Source organism: Actinacidiphila sp. bgisy160 (assembly GCF_057707815.1).
The window spans coordinates 82,790-97,122 of record NZ_JBYIQW010000027.1; the positions used below are offsets into that span (position 1 = coordinate 82,790).

Annotated in this window: 14 protein-coding genes and 1 pseudogene; 7 read left to right on the forward strand and 8 right to left on the reverse strand. The window is 72.9% G+C overall.

All coding sequences use genetic code 11. The features are described from left to right. Window positions 1-99: 99 nt before the first annotated feature. Window positions 100-741: a hemerythrin domain-containing protein gene (locus AC3EUJ_RS21720; protein ID WP_431963803.1), complete on the reverse strand. Its 642-nt coding sequence runs from the start codon at window positions 739-741 to the stop codon at window positions 100-102. A gap of 72 nt (window positions 742-813) precedes the next feature. Between AC3EUJ_RS21720 and AC3EUJ_RS21725 the strand changes: the two genes are divergently transcribed. Both AC3EUJ_RS21725 and AC3EUJ_RS21730 read left to right on the forward strand, forming a co-directional pair. Next, on the forward strand, window positions 814-1,440 hold the full coding sequence (locus AC3EUJ_RS21725; protein ID WP_431963805.1) for a TetR/AcrR family transcriptional regulator: 627 nt from the start codon (window positions 814-816) through the stop codon (window positions 1,438-1,440). 312 nt (window positions 1,441-1,752) lie between these two features. Then, window positions 1,753-1,956: a hypothetical protein gene (locus AC3EUJ_RS21730; RefSeq protein ID WP_431963807.1), complete on the forward strand. Its 204-nt coding sequence runs from the start codon at window positions 1,753-1,755 to the stop codon at window positions 1,954-1,956. A gap of 273 nt (window positions 1,957-2,229) precedes the next feature. Here the strand turns inward: AC3EUJ_RS21730 and AC3EUJ_RS21735 are convergent, their stop codons facing one another. The 6 genes from AC3EUJ_RS21735 to AC3EUJ_RS21760 form a co-directional block, all read right to left on the reverse strand. Beyond that, entirely contained in the window at window positions 2,230-2,601 is a 372-nt protein-coding gene (locus AC3EUJ_RS21735) for a winged helix-turn-helix transcriptional regulator (RefSeq protein WP_431963809.1), read from the reverse strand. A 299-nt stretch (window positions 2,602-2,900) separates the two neighbouring features. Then, window positions 2,901-3,758, reverse strand: coding sequence for an endonuclease/exonuclease/phosphatase family protein (locus tag AC3EUJ_RS21740; protein WP_431963836.1), 858 nt, complete (start codon window positions 3,756-3,758; stop codon window positions 2,901-2,903). A gap of 136 nt (window positions 3,759-3,894) precedes the next feature. Beyond that, window positions 3,895-4,989 carry a D-alanyl-D-alanine carboxypeptidase family protein gene (locus AC3EUJ_RS21745; RefSeq protein ID WP_431963811.1) on the reverse strand — a complete coding sequence of 365 codons (1,095 nt, stop codon included), beginning with the start codon at window positions 4,987-4,989 and terminating at the stop codon, window positions 3,895-3,897. A gap of 156 nt (window positions 4,990-5,145) precedes the next feature. Continuing rightward, the gene (locus AC3EUJ_RS21750) at window positions 5,146-6,408 is read right to left on the reverse strand and encodes an ATP-binding protein (protein WP_431963813.1); all 1,263 of its coding nucleotides are present in this window, start codon (window positions 6,406-6,408) and stop codon (window positions 5,146-5,148) included. 1 nt (window position 6,409) lies between these two features. Then, on the reverse strand, window positions 6,410-7,162 hold the full coding sequence (cseB, locus tag AC3EUJ_RS21755; protein WP_431963815.1) for a two-component system response regulator CseB: 753 nt from the start codon (window positions 7,160-7,162) through the stop codon (window positions 6,410-6,412). A gap of 148 nt (window positions 7,163-7,310) precedes the next feature. Further along, complete coding sequence (locus AC3EUJ_RS21760) at window positions 7,311-8,174, reverse strand: DUF3152 domain-containing protein (RefSeq protein ID WP_431963817.1); 864 nt, start codon at window positions 8,172-8,174, stop codon at window positions 7,311-7,313. Window positions 8,175-8,366: 192 nt separating this feature from the next. On the opposite strand from AC3EUJ_RS21760, the gene AC3EUJ_RS21765 reads away from it, so the two are divergent. The 4 genes and pseudogenes from AC3EUJ_RS21765 to AC3EUJ_RS21780 form a co-directional block, all read left to right on the forward strand. Then, the gene (locus tag AC3EUJ_RS21765) at window positions 8,367-9,056 is read left to right on the forward strand and encodes a response regulator (RefSeq protein ID WP_431963819.1); all 690 of its coding nucleotides are present in this window, start codon (window positions 8,367-8,369) and stop codon (window positions 9,054-9,056) included. Beyond that, window positions 9,053-10,669 (forward strand): sensor histidine kinase, encoded by a 1,617-nt coding sequence (locus tag AC3EUJ_RS21770; protein ID WP_431963821.1) that lies wholly within the window; start codon window positions 9,053-9,055, stop codon window positions 10,667-10,669. Before AC3EUJ_RS21765 ends, AC3EUJ_RS21770 begins: the two co-directional genes overlap by 4 nt. After that, the gene (locus AC3EUJ_RS21775; RefSeq protein ID WP_431963823.1) at window positions 10,666-11,259 is read left to right on the forward strand and encodes a hypothetical protein; all 594 of its coding nucleotides are present in this window, start codon (window positions 10,666-10,668) and stop codon (window positions 11,257-11,259) included. The genes AC3EUJ_RS21770 and AC3EUJ_RS21775 overlap by 4 nt, the downstream gene beginning before the upstream one ends. Window positions 11,260-11,293: 34 nt before the next feature. Next, window positions 11,294-11,414, forward strand: a pseudogene (locus AC3EUJ_RS21780) (VOC family protein); the annotation flags it as partial. A 31-nt stretch (window positions 11,415-11,445) separates the two neighbouring features. Here the strand turns inward: AC3EUJ_RS21780 and AC3EUJ_RS21785 are convergent. Further along, the gene (locus AC3EUJ_RS21785; RefSeq protein ID WP_431963825.1) at window positions 11,446-12,357 is read right to left on the reverse strand and encodes an NAD-dependent protein deacetylase; all 912 of its coding nucleotides are present in this window, start codon (window positions 12,355-12,357) and stop codon (window positions 11,446-11,448) included. A gap of 1,137 nt (window positions 12,358-13,494) precedes the next feature. Between AC3EUJ_RS21785 and AC3EUJ_RS21790 the strand changes: the two genes are divergently transcribed. Then, window positions 13,495-14,316 (forward strand): MBL fold metallo-hydrolase, encoded by an 822-nt coding sequence (locus tag AC3EUJ_RS21790; RefSeq protein ID WP_431963827.1) that lies wholly within the window; start codon window positions 13,495-13,497, stop codon window positions 14,314-14,316. The last annotated feature ends 17 nt before the right edge of the window (window positions 14,317-14,333 follow it).

The window sequence follows — 14,333 nt, forward strand, 5'->3', positions numbered from 1 at the left end:
GTGGAAACGCGGCCCCGCTCCGGCTTGCCGCATCCGCCCTCGGCGCGGGACCGCGCCGGCGACCGTCCCCCGTCCGGCCGCCCGCCTCTCTTTCCCGGGTCAGGCCGCGACGCCGCGCAGGGTCCGGAGGTCGTCCGCCGCCTGCCGGCGCAGGGCGGGTACGAGCGGCTGCACCGGCTCCGGCAGGGCCGCGAGCATGAGGGCGACCTCCTCGGGGGTGCCCACCTCGTCGAGGAAACCGATCATGAGGTGTCCTGCCACGGGCGGCGTGGTGGCGATCACCCGCTGCGAGAAGTCCGCCCAGTACTCGGGGGTGACGTGCTCGCGCAGGGCGGGGAAGAGGATGGGCTCCTCATGGGCCAGGTGGCCGTGCACGGTGTCGCGTACGGCGGTGGCCGCCTCGTGGAGCGCCGCCCGGACTCCGTCGGCGTCGTCGCCCAGCACGACGGCGGCGAGCCGGTCGAGGGCCTCGTCCAGGTGCTCGTGTTCCGCGCTGAGCTCCTTGAGCGCGTCCGCGGTGGCCGGCGCCGTCGCGACGATCTGCGGCCACAGGTCCTCGTCCTCGGTCTCGTGGTGGTGGCGCAGGTTGACCACGAGGAAGTCGCGCAACCGGGCCAGCGTGCCCAGGGGTACGGAGGGGCGAACGGCCGCCTCTGCCAGCAGGGTGGTGGCCACGCGGTGGACCTCGTGGGCGAGCCGGGTCTCGATGACGGCCATGGGCTCTTGGGAGGAGTGGTTCATGGTGCGGAACATATTCATTAGAAGCAATTATTGTCAATAAAATCACTGACGGTGCAGGGGTACGATGCGTCGGTGACGAGCCGGAAGTACCACTCACCCCTCCGCGCCCATTCGGCGGCCGCCACGCGCGAAGCGATCCTGGGCAGCGCCCATGCGCTCTTCCTGGCGCGCGGGTACGCCGGCGTGACCATCGGGGAGATCGCGGAGGCGGGGAACGTCGCCGTGCCCACCGTGTACAGCAGCGTGGGGAACAAGCCGAAGATCCTCACGGCCCTGCTGGAGCCGGCCCTCACGGATCCCGCCATCGCCGACTCCCTCGCCGCGGTCGAGGCCGCCGACGACCCGCGCGCCGTGATCGAGCTGACCGCGGAGGGCACCCGGCTCACTCACGAACGCCACTGGGATCTGGTGTACGGGCTCTTCTACCGGAACCCGCCGGGGGAACCGGCCGTCAAGACGGTGCTGGACAAGGGCGCCGACGACTACGTACAGGCTTTGACCCGGGTCGCGAACCGCCTCCTGGCACTCGACGCGCTGCGCGCCGACGTGAGCCGAGCCGAGGCCGTCGACCTGCTGTGGTTCCACCTGGGCCCGCACGCCTGGCTCACGCTCGTCGGTGAACGGGGCTGGACCTTCGACCGCACCCAGGCGTGGATCGCGCGCGCCGCCTGCCGGGAACTGCTCGAACAGGAGTCCTGAGGCGGCCGTTCAGTCGGCGGGCGCGGCGGAAAGCGACCGGTCCGCGGCCCAGGAGGCGAGGATGGGCAGCCCGTCGGCGGGCCGGAGCCACCGCCGACGCCTTCCTCGCCGGCATGCCCGCGGTCGCCCAGCACCCCGGGTCCACACCGACCACCGGGACGCCGTGGGCAGGCCGGCGGCCGGGGAGACGGACTACTGCGCCGTCAGCACCGTCGGCCCCCGCAACCACGGCAGCAAGATCGTCGGCGGGCTCCCGTTGACGGCCTGACGGGCCGCGGTGCGTCCTCGCCGGTGACTGGGCAGGCTGGGATTATGCGCACCGAGGGACCGCCGGTGATCGTGGAACCTCCGGTCGACGGACGAAGGGTCGTGATCCGGGGCGACTACTTCGGTACCGCGTACCGTCTCGCGGACCTGATGCGATTCCTGTGGCTCGCCGGGTACGACGCCGGAACGATCAGCCTGAGCGATCCCGCGCAGGTGGAGTGGCGCGGCGGCGGCCCCGAGGTGTGGTGAGACGGCGACGCCCGTCCAGTCCACGCGGGTGGGCGGAGGGGTCAGCGGGGTGAGTTGTAGCGGCTGCCGGGCCTCAGCCGCACGGCCCTGACACGTTGTGGTGCGGCGAACTGGTCGCCCTGGCAGTCGGGACAGAGTTCGTGTCGGCCTTGGTCGGTGACGACGGTTCCCCAGCCGAGGCACGCGCCGCATTCGCGGGCCAGGTCGACGTCGGCTCGGGGAGTGGGGTAAGGCATTCCCTCGGCTCCTCGGGTCATGAGGCACCCCTCTGCGCTACTTCCGGAGATTTTGCGTAGATATTACCCATTTCAGGCGATATACACCCATTCCGGGCTGTTTCTCTCCGGCGCGGCGCAGCCGGTGCGCGCTCCACTGCGCCAGCGGCTGCAGGGCGTCGATGAGTGCCTGGCCGTCGGGGGCGAGCGCGTAGCGGATCTGCGCGGGGGTGCTCGGGATGACGGAGCGGTACTCGCCGAAGCGGCGCGCGCCCTGGGACGCCGCGAACAGGATCGCCCCCGTCCAGCGGCGCCCGACGAGCTCGACCGCGCCCTGGAAGCTCGGGCACGCGTCGTCGTGCACCGAGCCGCGCTCCAGGCGCGGCGCAAGCGGCTGAGGGCTGATCTTCCAAGGGGATCCCGTGGTCACCCCTCGGAGCGTGGCCCAAGGGCACCCGCCCGGGCGGGCTTCGTTCCTGGTAACACCCGTACCAGGAAAGAGCCCGCCCCAGAAGTGGCCCGCGATGGCAGGCCGTGCACGCCTCCTCGTGGCCGGCTGCGGTTTCCACGTAGCCTGCGTCGACGCACCGGTCACGGCGACCGGCCGCGTACGGAGCACGCCGAGCGGGAGATCGCCGAGATACTGCGGGCGAGGGCGGCGGGCGAGCCGGAAGGCCCGTTCGGCGTCCGGCACGCCGGCCGGACGCCGACACCGCGGCCACGCGGGCCCTACAGACGGACCGATGCCGCGACCGGCAGATGGTCGCTGCCTGTGGACGGGAGGGTCCAGGCCGACCGCGGTTCCAGGCCGCGCACCAGGATGTGGTCGATCCGGGCCACGGGAAAGGACGCCGGCCAGCTCAGACCGAACCCGGCACCCGACTCCGCCTGGGCCGAGCGCAGTTGGGAGGTGACCGCGGACAGGGCCTGGTCGTCCGAGGTGCCGTTGAAGTCGCCCATCAGCAGGGTGCGGGGCAGTGGTTCGGCGCGCAGCGCGATGGCCAGGGCGCGGGCGGCGGCGTCCCGCCCGTCCGTGGTGAAGCCGTACGCGGGCGTGAACCGGACGGACAGCAGGTGGGCGACGTAGACGGCGACCGGCCCCTTGGGTGTGCGGGCGGTGGCACGCAGGGCGCGCGGCCAGGGCGCGATGTCGACCGTCCGGGCGTCGGCGAGCGGGTGGCGGCTCCACAGGCCGACCGTGCCGCGCACCACGTGGTGGGGGTAGGCGGCGCGCAGCGCCTTGTCGTACGCCGGTGCGTTGTCGCCCAGTTCCTCGATGGCCACGAGGTCGGCGCCGGAGGCCGCCAGGGCCCGGGCGGTTTGCGCCGGGTCCGGGTTCCGCTCGTTGGCGTTGTGCGTCACCACCGTAAGGTCCCCGCCGGCCGCCCGCTTGTCGGTCAGCGTCCCGCCGAAGAGCGAGCCCCACACGACGGCCGGCAGCAGCACGGCGACGGCGGCGGTCGCGGAGCGCCGCAACAGGGCGCACAGCAGCAGGAGCGGGACGACCAGGCCGGTCCAGGGCAGGAAGGTCTCGACGAGGCTGCCGAGGTGGCCGGGATCGTGGGGGACGTGGGCGTGACCGGACATCACCAGGGTGGCCGCCGCCGCGAGGGCGGCGGGGACGCGCCCGCGGCGCCAGATGCCGGGGCACCTGTCGTGCCGTCGTGCCGCCGCGGGTTCCGGCGGGGCGCCGGGGGGACGAAGGAGGGTGGTCACGGTCGGTTCACCGGTCCCCGGCCCGGGCACCGGCAGCGGAGGCGGTTTCCGTCCCGGCCACCCACCGGCGTACGCCTTCCACAAGGACGCGACTGGTGCCCAGGACGGCGTTCAGGCCCTCCTGCGGGCTGGTGCCGGGATGCTGGTGGAGGACGACACCGAGAGCGAGATGGCCGTGTCCGTGGCGGTCGGGTGCGGTGGCCGCCCACATCAGGGCGCCGCCGGCGGGGGTGCTGGAGCCGGTCTTGAGCCCGATCACGCCGGACGTGCCGAGCAGGGTGTTGGTGTTGGGGATGGAGCCGGGCACGCCGGGCACGGTCGTACTGGGCAGGGCGACGATCGCCCTGAACACCGGGTCGCGCATGACCTGTCGGGCCAGCTTCAGCTGGTCGCCGGAGGTGCTGGTGGTCGTGGACTCGATGCCGCTGGCCCCGGTGTAGGTCGTCCGGTCCATGCCGAGGTCGTCGGCGGCCCGGTTCATCTTGGCGGCGAACGCCTCCTGTGAGCCCGCGTCCCAACGGGCGAGCAGACGGGCGACGTTGTTGCCGGAGGGGATCAGCATCATTTCCAGCAGCCGCCGTTCGCTCAGCCTCCGGCCCTTGCTGAGCGGCACGCTGGACTCCACGCCGGACACGGACTCGTCCGCGGCCTGCCGGTCGACGGCGACCATGGGGCCGGACGCGCCGTCGCGCAGCGGATGGTCGCGCAGGATCACGTACGCGGTCATCACCTTGGCGACGCTGGCGATCGGCACCGGGTTCTGCGCACCCCGGTTCCCGAGGTCACCACTGTCACCGAGCCCTTCGACGAGGACGCTCGCCTGCCCTTGGTGGGGCCAGGGCAGCGACACCGGAGGGTGCGGCCGGGCTCCGTGACGGCCGCCCGTCGTGGTCGTACCGGCCCCGTCACCGCCCGAGTCGCCCGTGATGACGACCAGCGAGCCCAGAACGAGCAGGGTGACCAGGGCGGCGGCGCCGACCGCGACCGGAGCGGGGACGCGCCGGGGACGACGTGACCCGCCCGGCAGGTGCGACAGGCCGGCGGGCCGCGGCCGCGGCGGACGCCCGGTGTCACGCTCGCGGGCTTCGGGGACTTGGCGCATGGACTGGCACCTCCACGGGTCACGGCGTGGCTTTCACGCACACCGCCCACCGTGGGCCGCGCTGATGTCGGACCGGCCGTGACCGTGCCTCCGCCACCGCTCGGCCGGTCATCCGTCGTGTATCGGCGCCGGCGCGCACCGCGCCCACGGGGTGCCTCAGTCGGCCACGGGCAACCGGAGGGTGGCGACGGCGCCGCCGTCGGGCGCGTTGGCGAAGGACAGCGCCGCGCCGATGACCCGGGCCTGGCCGAGCGCGATGGTCAGCCCGAGGCCGTGGCCCCGCCCGCGCTCCGACGCCCCGGTGCGGAACCGCTGGGGCCCGTCCGCGAGCAGCTCGCGGGGGAATCCCGGACCGTGGTCCCGTACCGTCACGGTGGTCCCCGCCACCGCGACCTCGACGGGCGCGCTGCCGTGCCGATGGGCGTTGGCGACGAGGTTGGCCACGATCCGGTCGACCCGGCGCGGGTCGGTGCGGGCGGAGCCGGCACCGGCCGGGACGAACCGCGTCGGCAGTCCGGTGCGGTCCAGCGCGTCCTCGACCAGCTCGGCCAGGGGGACGGGCCTGAGCTCGGCCCGTTCGGCGCCCGCGTCCAGCCGGGAGATCTCCAGCAGGTCCTCCACCAGGACCCTCAGCACCCCCACCCGGTCCCGGACGAGGTCGGTGGCCTCCCCCTCGGGCAGCAGCCCGCTCGCGGTGACCAGGCCCATCAGCGGGGTGCGCAGTTCATGGGCGACGTCGGCGGTGAAGCGCTGCTCGGCGGTCAGCCGCGCGAGCAGGCTGTCGGCCATGGAGTCGACGGTGGCGGAGATCTCGGTGATCTCGTCGCCGCCGCGGCCGCCGGGCCCGGCCCCGGTCCTCGCGGCCAGGTCACCGGCCGCGATACGGCGCGCGGTCCGCGCCACGCGCCGCAGCCTGCGATGGGGCAGCTCGGCCGAGAGCGCCGTCAGCGGCAGGACGACGGCGAGCGCGACCAGGGAGTACTTCCACATGTGCCGGTCCAGGGCGCGCCGGGTGAGCAGGTCGGACGTCATGTCGGTGCTGATCGCCACCGGCCCGCCCCGGTACATCCGCGCCGCCCACATCTCCGGGTGGTCGCCGGGACTGTCGCCGTCGTACCAGGTGGCGTACCCGGTGCTCGGACCCTGCCCGTGCCGCAGCCGGTCGAGCAGTTCGGCGGGCATCGCCGCGGGCGACGTCTCCAGCCCGCCGGGCGGCGCGCCGTCGCGCTCGTACTCCCCCAGGGCCGAGGACAACTGCGCCACGGCCTTCGCCCCGCCGTCGTTCATGGAGCGTTCCAGGGTGCTGCGGTGGACCAGTACCCCGACCGTCAGCGCGACGGCGCAGCAGGCCACGGCGACGAGCAGGGCGGTCTTCCAGCGCAGCGAGCGCCAGTTGAGCAGGTCGCTGATGGTGTCCACCTCAGCGCCGCAACTTGTAGCCGAACCCGCGGACCGTCGCGATCCGTTCGGCTCCGATCTTCTTCCGCAGGCGCTGCACGCAGAGGTCCACCACGCGGCTGTCGCCGTCCCAGCCGTAATCCCACACGTTGCGCAGCAAAGTGTTCCGGTCCAGCACGATGCCGGGGTTCGCGGCGAACTCCAGGAGCAGCCGCAGCTCGGTGGGGGCGAGCGCGACGGGTTCGCCCGCACGGAACACCTCGAGGCCCGCGGTGTCGATCGTCAGGTCGCCGAAGGCGAGCCGGCCGGAGTCCTCCGACCCCGCCGGGGCCGGGGTGGCGGACGGGGCCGCGGACGGGGCGGCGACGGGGGTGAAGGTCGCCCGCCGCAACAGGGAGCGGATCCGGGCCACCAGGACCGCGGTGTCCACGGGCTTGACCACGTAGTCGTCGGCGCCCGCCTCCAGGCCGGAGACCACGTCCAGGGCATCGCCTCGCGCGGACATCATCAGGATGGGATCCATGCTGGTCTCCCTGACCCGGCGGCACAGCCCGATCCCGTCCAGGCCCGGCAGCATCACGTCCAGCAGGAGCAGGTCGTGGCGGCCCTCCCGGAACAGTTCGAGCCCGGTCAGGCCGTCGGCGGCGGACGTGACGCGGTAGCCGTAGCGCTCCAGCGCCATGGCGACCGATCTGCGGATCACCTCGTCGTCCTCGACGAGCAGCACCGCCACGGGCGCGGGGGCCGCCGCCCCCTCTGTCACCAAAACCGACATCTCTTCCCATCGGACGCAGGTACCGGCCCTCCATCATGCGTGAGCCGGTCCCCCGCCGGGCATCCGGTACCGCGCGGCCGGGCATCAACCGTGTATCAGCCGGCCCTCGACGCCACCGCTGCCCCACGCCGCCTCCGCCGTCCTACCTTCACCGCACGTGCGGCCCGGTCACGAAGTGACCGTTCCGGTCGTAGGGCCAGGCGTTGGCGACGCATCCGTGCAGGCCCTTGATCTGCTGCATCATCACGGGGGCCGGTTGCCCGGCGCCCGCGCACGTCGTGTGCGTGTAGCCGAGGAAGTGCCCCATCTCGTGGTTGATGATCAGCGCCCGGTATTCGTGGATCGGGCCGTCGAACGTGGGCGAGCCCTCGGCCCAGCGCTTGAGGTTCACCACGACCCCGCCGGAGACCTCGCAGTTGTACTCGCCTTGGGTGTCCTGGTGGATGCCCGACCAGCACAGGGCGTCGGCCGTCCCCGGTGTCGCGATGCTCACGGTGAGGTCGTGGGGCTGGCCCGCGCTGACCAACCTGAACGCGTAGGCCGGGTTGTGGGTCCAGCCGCGGGGGGCGGCGAGTATGCCGGCGATCTCGCTGGCCGCCTGTTCGGGCGAGACGGCGAGGCCACTCTCGACCTTCACCACGTAGCGCAGCGGACGCGGACCGTGACCGACCTGCTCCCCCGACGCCTGCGCGGTGACGAACGTGCCGCTGCCCGTCGCGGGGACGTCGATCTTGGTGGGCGTGGACTTCGGCGTCGGCGTCGGCGTCGGGGTGGGGGTGGGGGTCGGGGTGGGGGTGGGCGTCGGGGTGGGCCTCGGCGTGACGTGCGCCACGCGCCGCGGGTGCGACGCGGCGCTCGACGCGTCGCTTCGCCCGTCGTCCAGGAAGAACGCGACGGAGCCGAGCAGCCCGGCGACCACCAGTGTGACGACCAGATAGCCCCTGCCCCGGCGGCGCGGACGGCGCCGGCGACGGGAGGGCCGGTGACGCCCGGCGCGGTGGGATGAATGCATGGCAGCTCAAACTGGCCATCTCAGATGATCGCCATGAGCCCGAAGCGTCACGAAGAGGTAACGAGCGCCCTTCCGGCGACCCCCGCCGACCGTAAACCGCATGCACACCCCGGGTATGACCCTTCTGTAACAGCTCCCGCGAGGGGCCTTTCCCGGGCCGGTCGCCGCTCGCGGTCTGCTTAGACTGGCGAGGTGCCACGAGTCCTTATCGTCGAAGACGACCCGGATGTCCGTAAGGCGGTTCAACTGGGCCTGCGTCACCAGGGGCATGACGTCTTCGCCGCCGGAACGGGTGAAGAGGGACTGGAACAGCTCCGCCCCTTCCGTCCGGACGTCGTCGTGCTCGACCTGATGCTGCCGGGGATATCCGGGCTCGACGTGTGCCGGCGCATACGCGACCTCGACCAGGTGCCGATCATCATGGTCACCGCCAAGGGCGATGACATCGATGTGGTCGTGGGGCTCGAGGCCGGTGCGGACGACTACGTCGTCAAGCCGGTGCAGGCCCGCGTGCTCGACGCACGCATACGGGCCGTGCTGCGCAGGCAGGGCGCGCCGGCCTCCGACACCCTCCGGCCCAGGGCGGAGTCGCACGGGGAGCTGATCATCGACCGGGCCGGGCTCGTGGTGACGCACCACGGTGAACCCGTCGCACTCGCCCCCTCCGAACTCCGGCTGCTGCTGACCCTGTCGGCCTCGCCCGGACAGGTCTTCAGCCGCCAGCAACTGCTGGAGGCGGTCTGGGAGCACAGCTACTACGGCGACATACGGCTCGTGGACGCCTGCGTGAAGCGGCTGCGCGGCAAGCTCGGTGAACTGGGCGGCGCGCCCCGGTACATCCAGACCGTACGCGGCTTCGGTTACCGCTTCGGCACCGCGTGAGCCGCCGCGAAACCGCGCGGGCGCGCAAGGCCGTACGCAAGCGCGAGGCATCAGCAACCGGGCAGGGCCCCGGATGGACGCGGTTCTACCGGGCGGCACTGGCGAGGATCCCGCTCCCGCTGCGGGGCCTGCGATCCCGCCTTGTCGTGGCCTTCGTCCTGGTGACCATGGCCGGTGCCCTGAGCACCGGAGCGGTCACCTTCCGGGAGGCGCGCACAGGGGTGCTGCAGCAGAGCCAGGACGCGGTCATCCGGCAGTTCCGGGCAAGCGTCAACACCGTCGCCGTCTACACCCCCGCGACGCCGGACCAGTCGCAGTTGCAGACGGCGGTGAACCAGGTGTTCCGCGCCAACCAGGCGCAGGGCGGGCGGGTCTTGGCCACCTACGGCAGCCTCCGCGCCTATACCCCGAGCGCCGACTTCGACCGGCTCACGCCGGAACTGCGCCGGTCCGTGGCCACGAGACGCGCCGCCGTGTTCCAGCGCGTGAACGTCGACGGTCATCCCTGGCTCGTCGTCGGGATGCCGGTCACGTACGGCAGCGGCTACGGCACCGAGTCCAGGCTGTCGGGTCTCGTGATGTACCTGGTCGTGCCCCAGGAGACCGAACAGGCCTACGTCGATGCCATGGTCAGCGCCATCGAGCACGCCACCCTGGTCGCGCTGGGCCTCGCCGTCGTCCTGGCGCTGGCGGCCGCCAGCGGCGTCCTCCGTCCCGTGCGGGCGCTGCGCGGGGCGACGCGCCGCATGGCCGAGGGACACCTCGACGTCCGGCTGACCGTCAACGGTTCCGACGAACTGGCCGACCTCTCCCAGTCCTTCAACCACACGGCCGCCGAACTCGAGCGGTCCGTCGCGGAGCTGCGCCGCCTGGAGGCCCAGGCGCGCCGCTTCGTCGCGGACGTCTCCCACGAGCTGCGGACGCCGCTGGCGGCGATGTCGGCGGTCACCGACGTGCTGGACGCGAACGCGCCGCGCCTGGACCGGGAGTCCGGTGAGGCGCTGCGGCTCATCAGCGAGGGGACCAGCCGGCTGAGCGTGCTGGTGAACGACCTGATGGAGATCTCCCGTTTCGACGCGGGCGCGGCCGAGCTCAACGTGGACGAGATCGACCTGGCCGACTTCGTACAGCACACCCTCGCCGCCCGGGGGTGGCAGGGCCTGGTGGAGACCCACCTGCCCGCGCCCGGTGTGCTCCGGGCCCGGGTGGATCCGCGCCGGCTCGACGTGGTGCTGGCCAACCTGGTCGGCAACGCACTGCGGCACGGTGCTCCGCCGGTGCGGCTGGCCATGAGCGTGCGGGAGGAGCGGGCGGACGTGAGGTGGGCCGTCATCGAGGTGACCGACAACGGACCGGGGATAGCCGAGGAGGCCATGCCGCACATCTTCGAACGCTTCTACAAGGCGAGCAGTTCACGGACCAGGAGTGAGAGCAGCGGACTGGGCCTGGCCATCACGGCGGAGAACGTGCACCTGCACGGAGGGCACATCAGTGCGGCCAACCAGCCGTGGGGGGGCACATCGTTCACGGTCGAGCTCCCCCTGCACCGCGACTCCGCGGCCGACGACGCTGAGGCCGAGGACGCTGAGGCCGAGGACGGGGGTGCCCGGTGAAACGGGCGCGCCCGGCGGCGCTCGCGGCCGGATTCGCGGCCGCGCTCACGCTGACGGCGTGCGGAGTCCCGCCGTCCGGTGTCATCGAGGCCGGCGAACCGGCGAGCGGCATGTCCTCCCCCAGCTCGAAGACCGCGCATCCGATGCTCTTCTCCGTCTACTTCCTGCACGACGGCAAGCTGAAGAGCTACCTCCGCAAGACGGTCCACCCCGGTGACGTGGCGGGCGCCGTCCAGACACTGTTCGCCGGACCGGCCCCCAACGAGAACGCGACGGTCACGACGGAACTGCCCCTCCTCGGCCTCGACGGCGAGCTGGACGTGAGGGTCGGCAGCGGCGTCGTCTCCGTCCGGCTCCCCAAGGGCGTCCCCGCGTTCACCCATCCGGCCATGCTGCAGTTGGCGTGCACGGTGGCCAGTGTGAGCGGGTCGGCCGCCTCGCTGCCCCCGGCGGGGACTGTGGGCGGTGCCTCCACGGTCCCGACCCCCGCCGCGTCCCGTGTCCCGGGGCACAGGACCGTCCGGGTGCTCGGGGACGGATGGGTGAAGGTGCAGACGGCCGGTTCGTGTCCCGCCCCAGCGCAGTTGTAGGCGGAAGGCCCCGCCCCCGGAAGCCCAGCGGTGGCGGTGGCTCGGGGCCAGGCCCGCGGACGTCGGCCAGACCGGCGCCGAGAGCCGGTACGTCCTGGCCGACCCGGAAGGCCACGAATTCTGCCTGCTGCGCCCGCCGGGTCCAGCCCCTCTGAGCCGGAGCGCGGACCGCGGCCTGCGCCGCCGTCAGCGGCTCGCCGGGGCCGCCGCCTCGCCGTCGACGGGGATGCCCAGCCGCTCGGCCACGGAGGCGAGGGCGGTTCCCAGCGGAAGCGCGACCCTGGTGAGGGCGTGCGAGTCGCCGCGGGTGAGGTCCCGGTTGACGATCAGCACCGGCTTCCCTGCCTGGGCCGCCTGGCGGACGAAGCGAAGCCCGGACATCACCGTCAGTGAGGAGCCCAGGACCAGCAGCGAGGCCGCCTCGCGGACCAGTTCGCGGCAGTGCTCGACCCGCCGCGGCGGTACGGCTTCGCCGAAGAACACCACGTCCGGCTTGAGGATGCCGCCGCATACCACGCAGGGCACCACGTGGAAGTCGCCGACCTGTTCGTCGGTGAGGTCGGCGTCACCGTCCGGGTTGATTCCGGCGGCCACCGGCTCGAAGCCCGCGTTGGCCTCCTCCAGCCGCCGGGCGAGTTCGCCGCGCGGACTGACGGCGCCACACGTGAGGCAGACGACCCGGGCCAGGCTTCCGTGGAGTTCCACGACGTCCTCGCTGCCGGCGGCCTGGTGCAGGCCGTCGACGTTCTGGGTGATCACCCCCGAGAGCAGGCCGTGCCGCCCGAACGCGGCCACGGCCCGGTGCCCGGAGTTGGCCCGGGCACGGCCGAAGGTGCGCCAGCCGAGGTGGCTGCGTGCCCAGTACCGCCGCCGGGCCTGGGCACTGGCGGTGAAGTCCTGGTAGGTCATCGGGGTGTGTCGGCTCAGGCTGCCGCCCTCGCCCCGGTAGTCGGGGATGCCCGACTCCGTGGAGATGCCCGCCCCGCTGAGCACCAGCACACGGCCGGTGCCCAGCGCATCGGCGACCGGCCCCACGTCCGTGGTACCCGGCGGCAGGTCCTCGGTGGGCGTCCAGCTCAAGGTGGGGCGCATGCGCATGCCGCAAGGGTACGCAACGGGCCGGCTTCGGCCGCTCCCGCGGTCGGACCCCGGGCGGGGGATCCGGGCCGCCCGTCGCTACGGCACGATCACGGCCTTGAGCGGCTCGCCGCGGCCGACGCGTCCGACTCCCCTGCGCCTGCTCGAGCGAGCAGCGGTACGTGACCATCGCGGCGAGCGGGAATCGCGGCCCGGCCGGCGGCGTACCCGATGTGCCCCACAGGCCGATGACGACGTACTTCCCGTCGGGCGCGACGAACGGGAGAGCCCTCGGTGCACGCGGGCATCCCGCCGGCTGCCTCGACGACGACGTCGGCGCCACGGCGGCCCGCTCGCGCTCGTCGGTGCGGCGGCCGGAACTCCGGCGCGGCTGGGCGGGTTCAGCGCGCAGTCGAGAAATGAGCGGCCTCGCGGTGGCTCATCACCGCGAGGCCGCGTCCCCATATCCCGAGCGATGGGCGTCCCCACACCCGTGATGCTTGCTCGGTCAAACAAGTAGAACATTGAACGTAAATACGGGCAAGTAGCTTGATTCACCATCAATCCTTGAAGATCGTTGGGTCAGTCCGCGGTCGCAGACGGCCCGCAGCCACGATTCCAGGACGGCGGGCATCATGCGCGCGAGCAGGTGCCGGAACGCGGCGCCGGACGGCCGGAACGGCCACGGCGGGTGCGGGGGCAGCGGATCGCCCCGCTCCTCCCCTCATGCGGACCCGCCGGCCACCGGTAGCCGCGTTCCCCGGGGCGGAAAGGCCGGCTCGGACCAGTGCGCAGCCTCGACGGGCACGGCCACGGCACACGCTCGGCTGCCGGACCTCCCCTGCCTGTCGACGGCGCAGGTACCCGCCTCCAGCGCCGGAGCCCGGCCGGCCGGCCGGCCGGAGCAGCCTTACAGCAGCGGCGCCGATTCCTACCGGCTGCTCCTCGACAAAGAGGCCCAAAAGAGGTCTACCTGCCCGCCTGTCCGGACCGCTGCGATCCGGCGGCGATCTGGCCCGTGAACCAGAACGGTCCCCCGGGGGCCTGACCTCGCGGCCCTGATCCACTGGCCTCCCGCGAGCGCTGCGATCCGTGTGATGGGATCACACGGGGCTCGGCGACGGGTCCTGCGCGACACACTCCAGGAAAGGTGCCGTCATGAACGATCGGGTCAGCCCCGCCCGCCGCCCAGGTGCGATCAGCGTCCTCGGGGGCCCCACAACGGTGATCGACATCGGCGGGCTGCGCCTGGTGGCGGACCCCACCTTCGACGACCCGGGCGACCACGGATACCTCACCAAGACCGCGGGGCCCGCCGTCAGTGAGGACGCCCTCGGGCCGGTGGACGCCGTCCTCGTCAGCCACGACCTCCACCCCGACAACCTGGACACCCGCGGCCGCGCCTTCGCCCTCGGATCGCCCCTGGTGCTGACCGGCCCCGCCGCCGCGCGGCGTCTGGGTACCCCGGCGCAGGGGCTGTCGCCCTGGGACAGTGTGCGACTTCCCCGCCCCGACGGGGGCACGGTCACCGTCCACGCCGTGCCCGCCCAGCACGGTCCCGACGACGGTGAGCGCGACGAGCAGGGGCATGTGAACTGCGAGGTCACCGGCTTCGTCCTGAGCGGGGACGAGCTTCCCACCGTCTACGTCAGCGGTGACAACGCCTCACTCTCCGTGGTGGCCGAGATCTCCCGCCGTGTGCCGCCCGTCGACGTGGCCGTCCTGTTCGTGGGCGCGGCGCGCGTGCCGTCGAAAATGCGCGGCAGGCCCTTGACCCTGACCGCCCAGCGGGCGAGTGCCGCCGCCTCCGTACTGGAGGCTCCGTTGGTCGTGGCCGCCCACTGCGACGGATGGGCGCACTTCAGTGAGACCCGCGCCGACATCGAGCGGGCCTTCGACGACGCCGGTCTCGCCGGGCGCCTGCGCACGGCGGGCAATGGCGAGTGGATCGACGTCAGCCAGGCGGTCACCACGCGCTGACCCGCCGGTACGGAGTC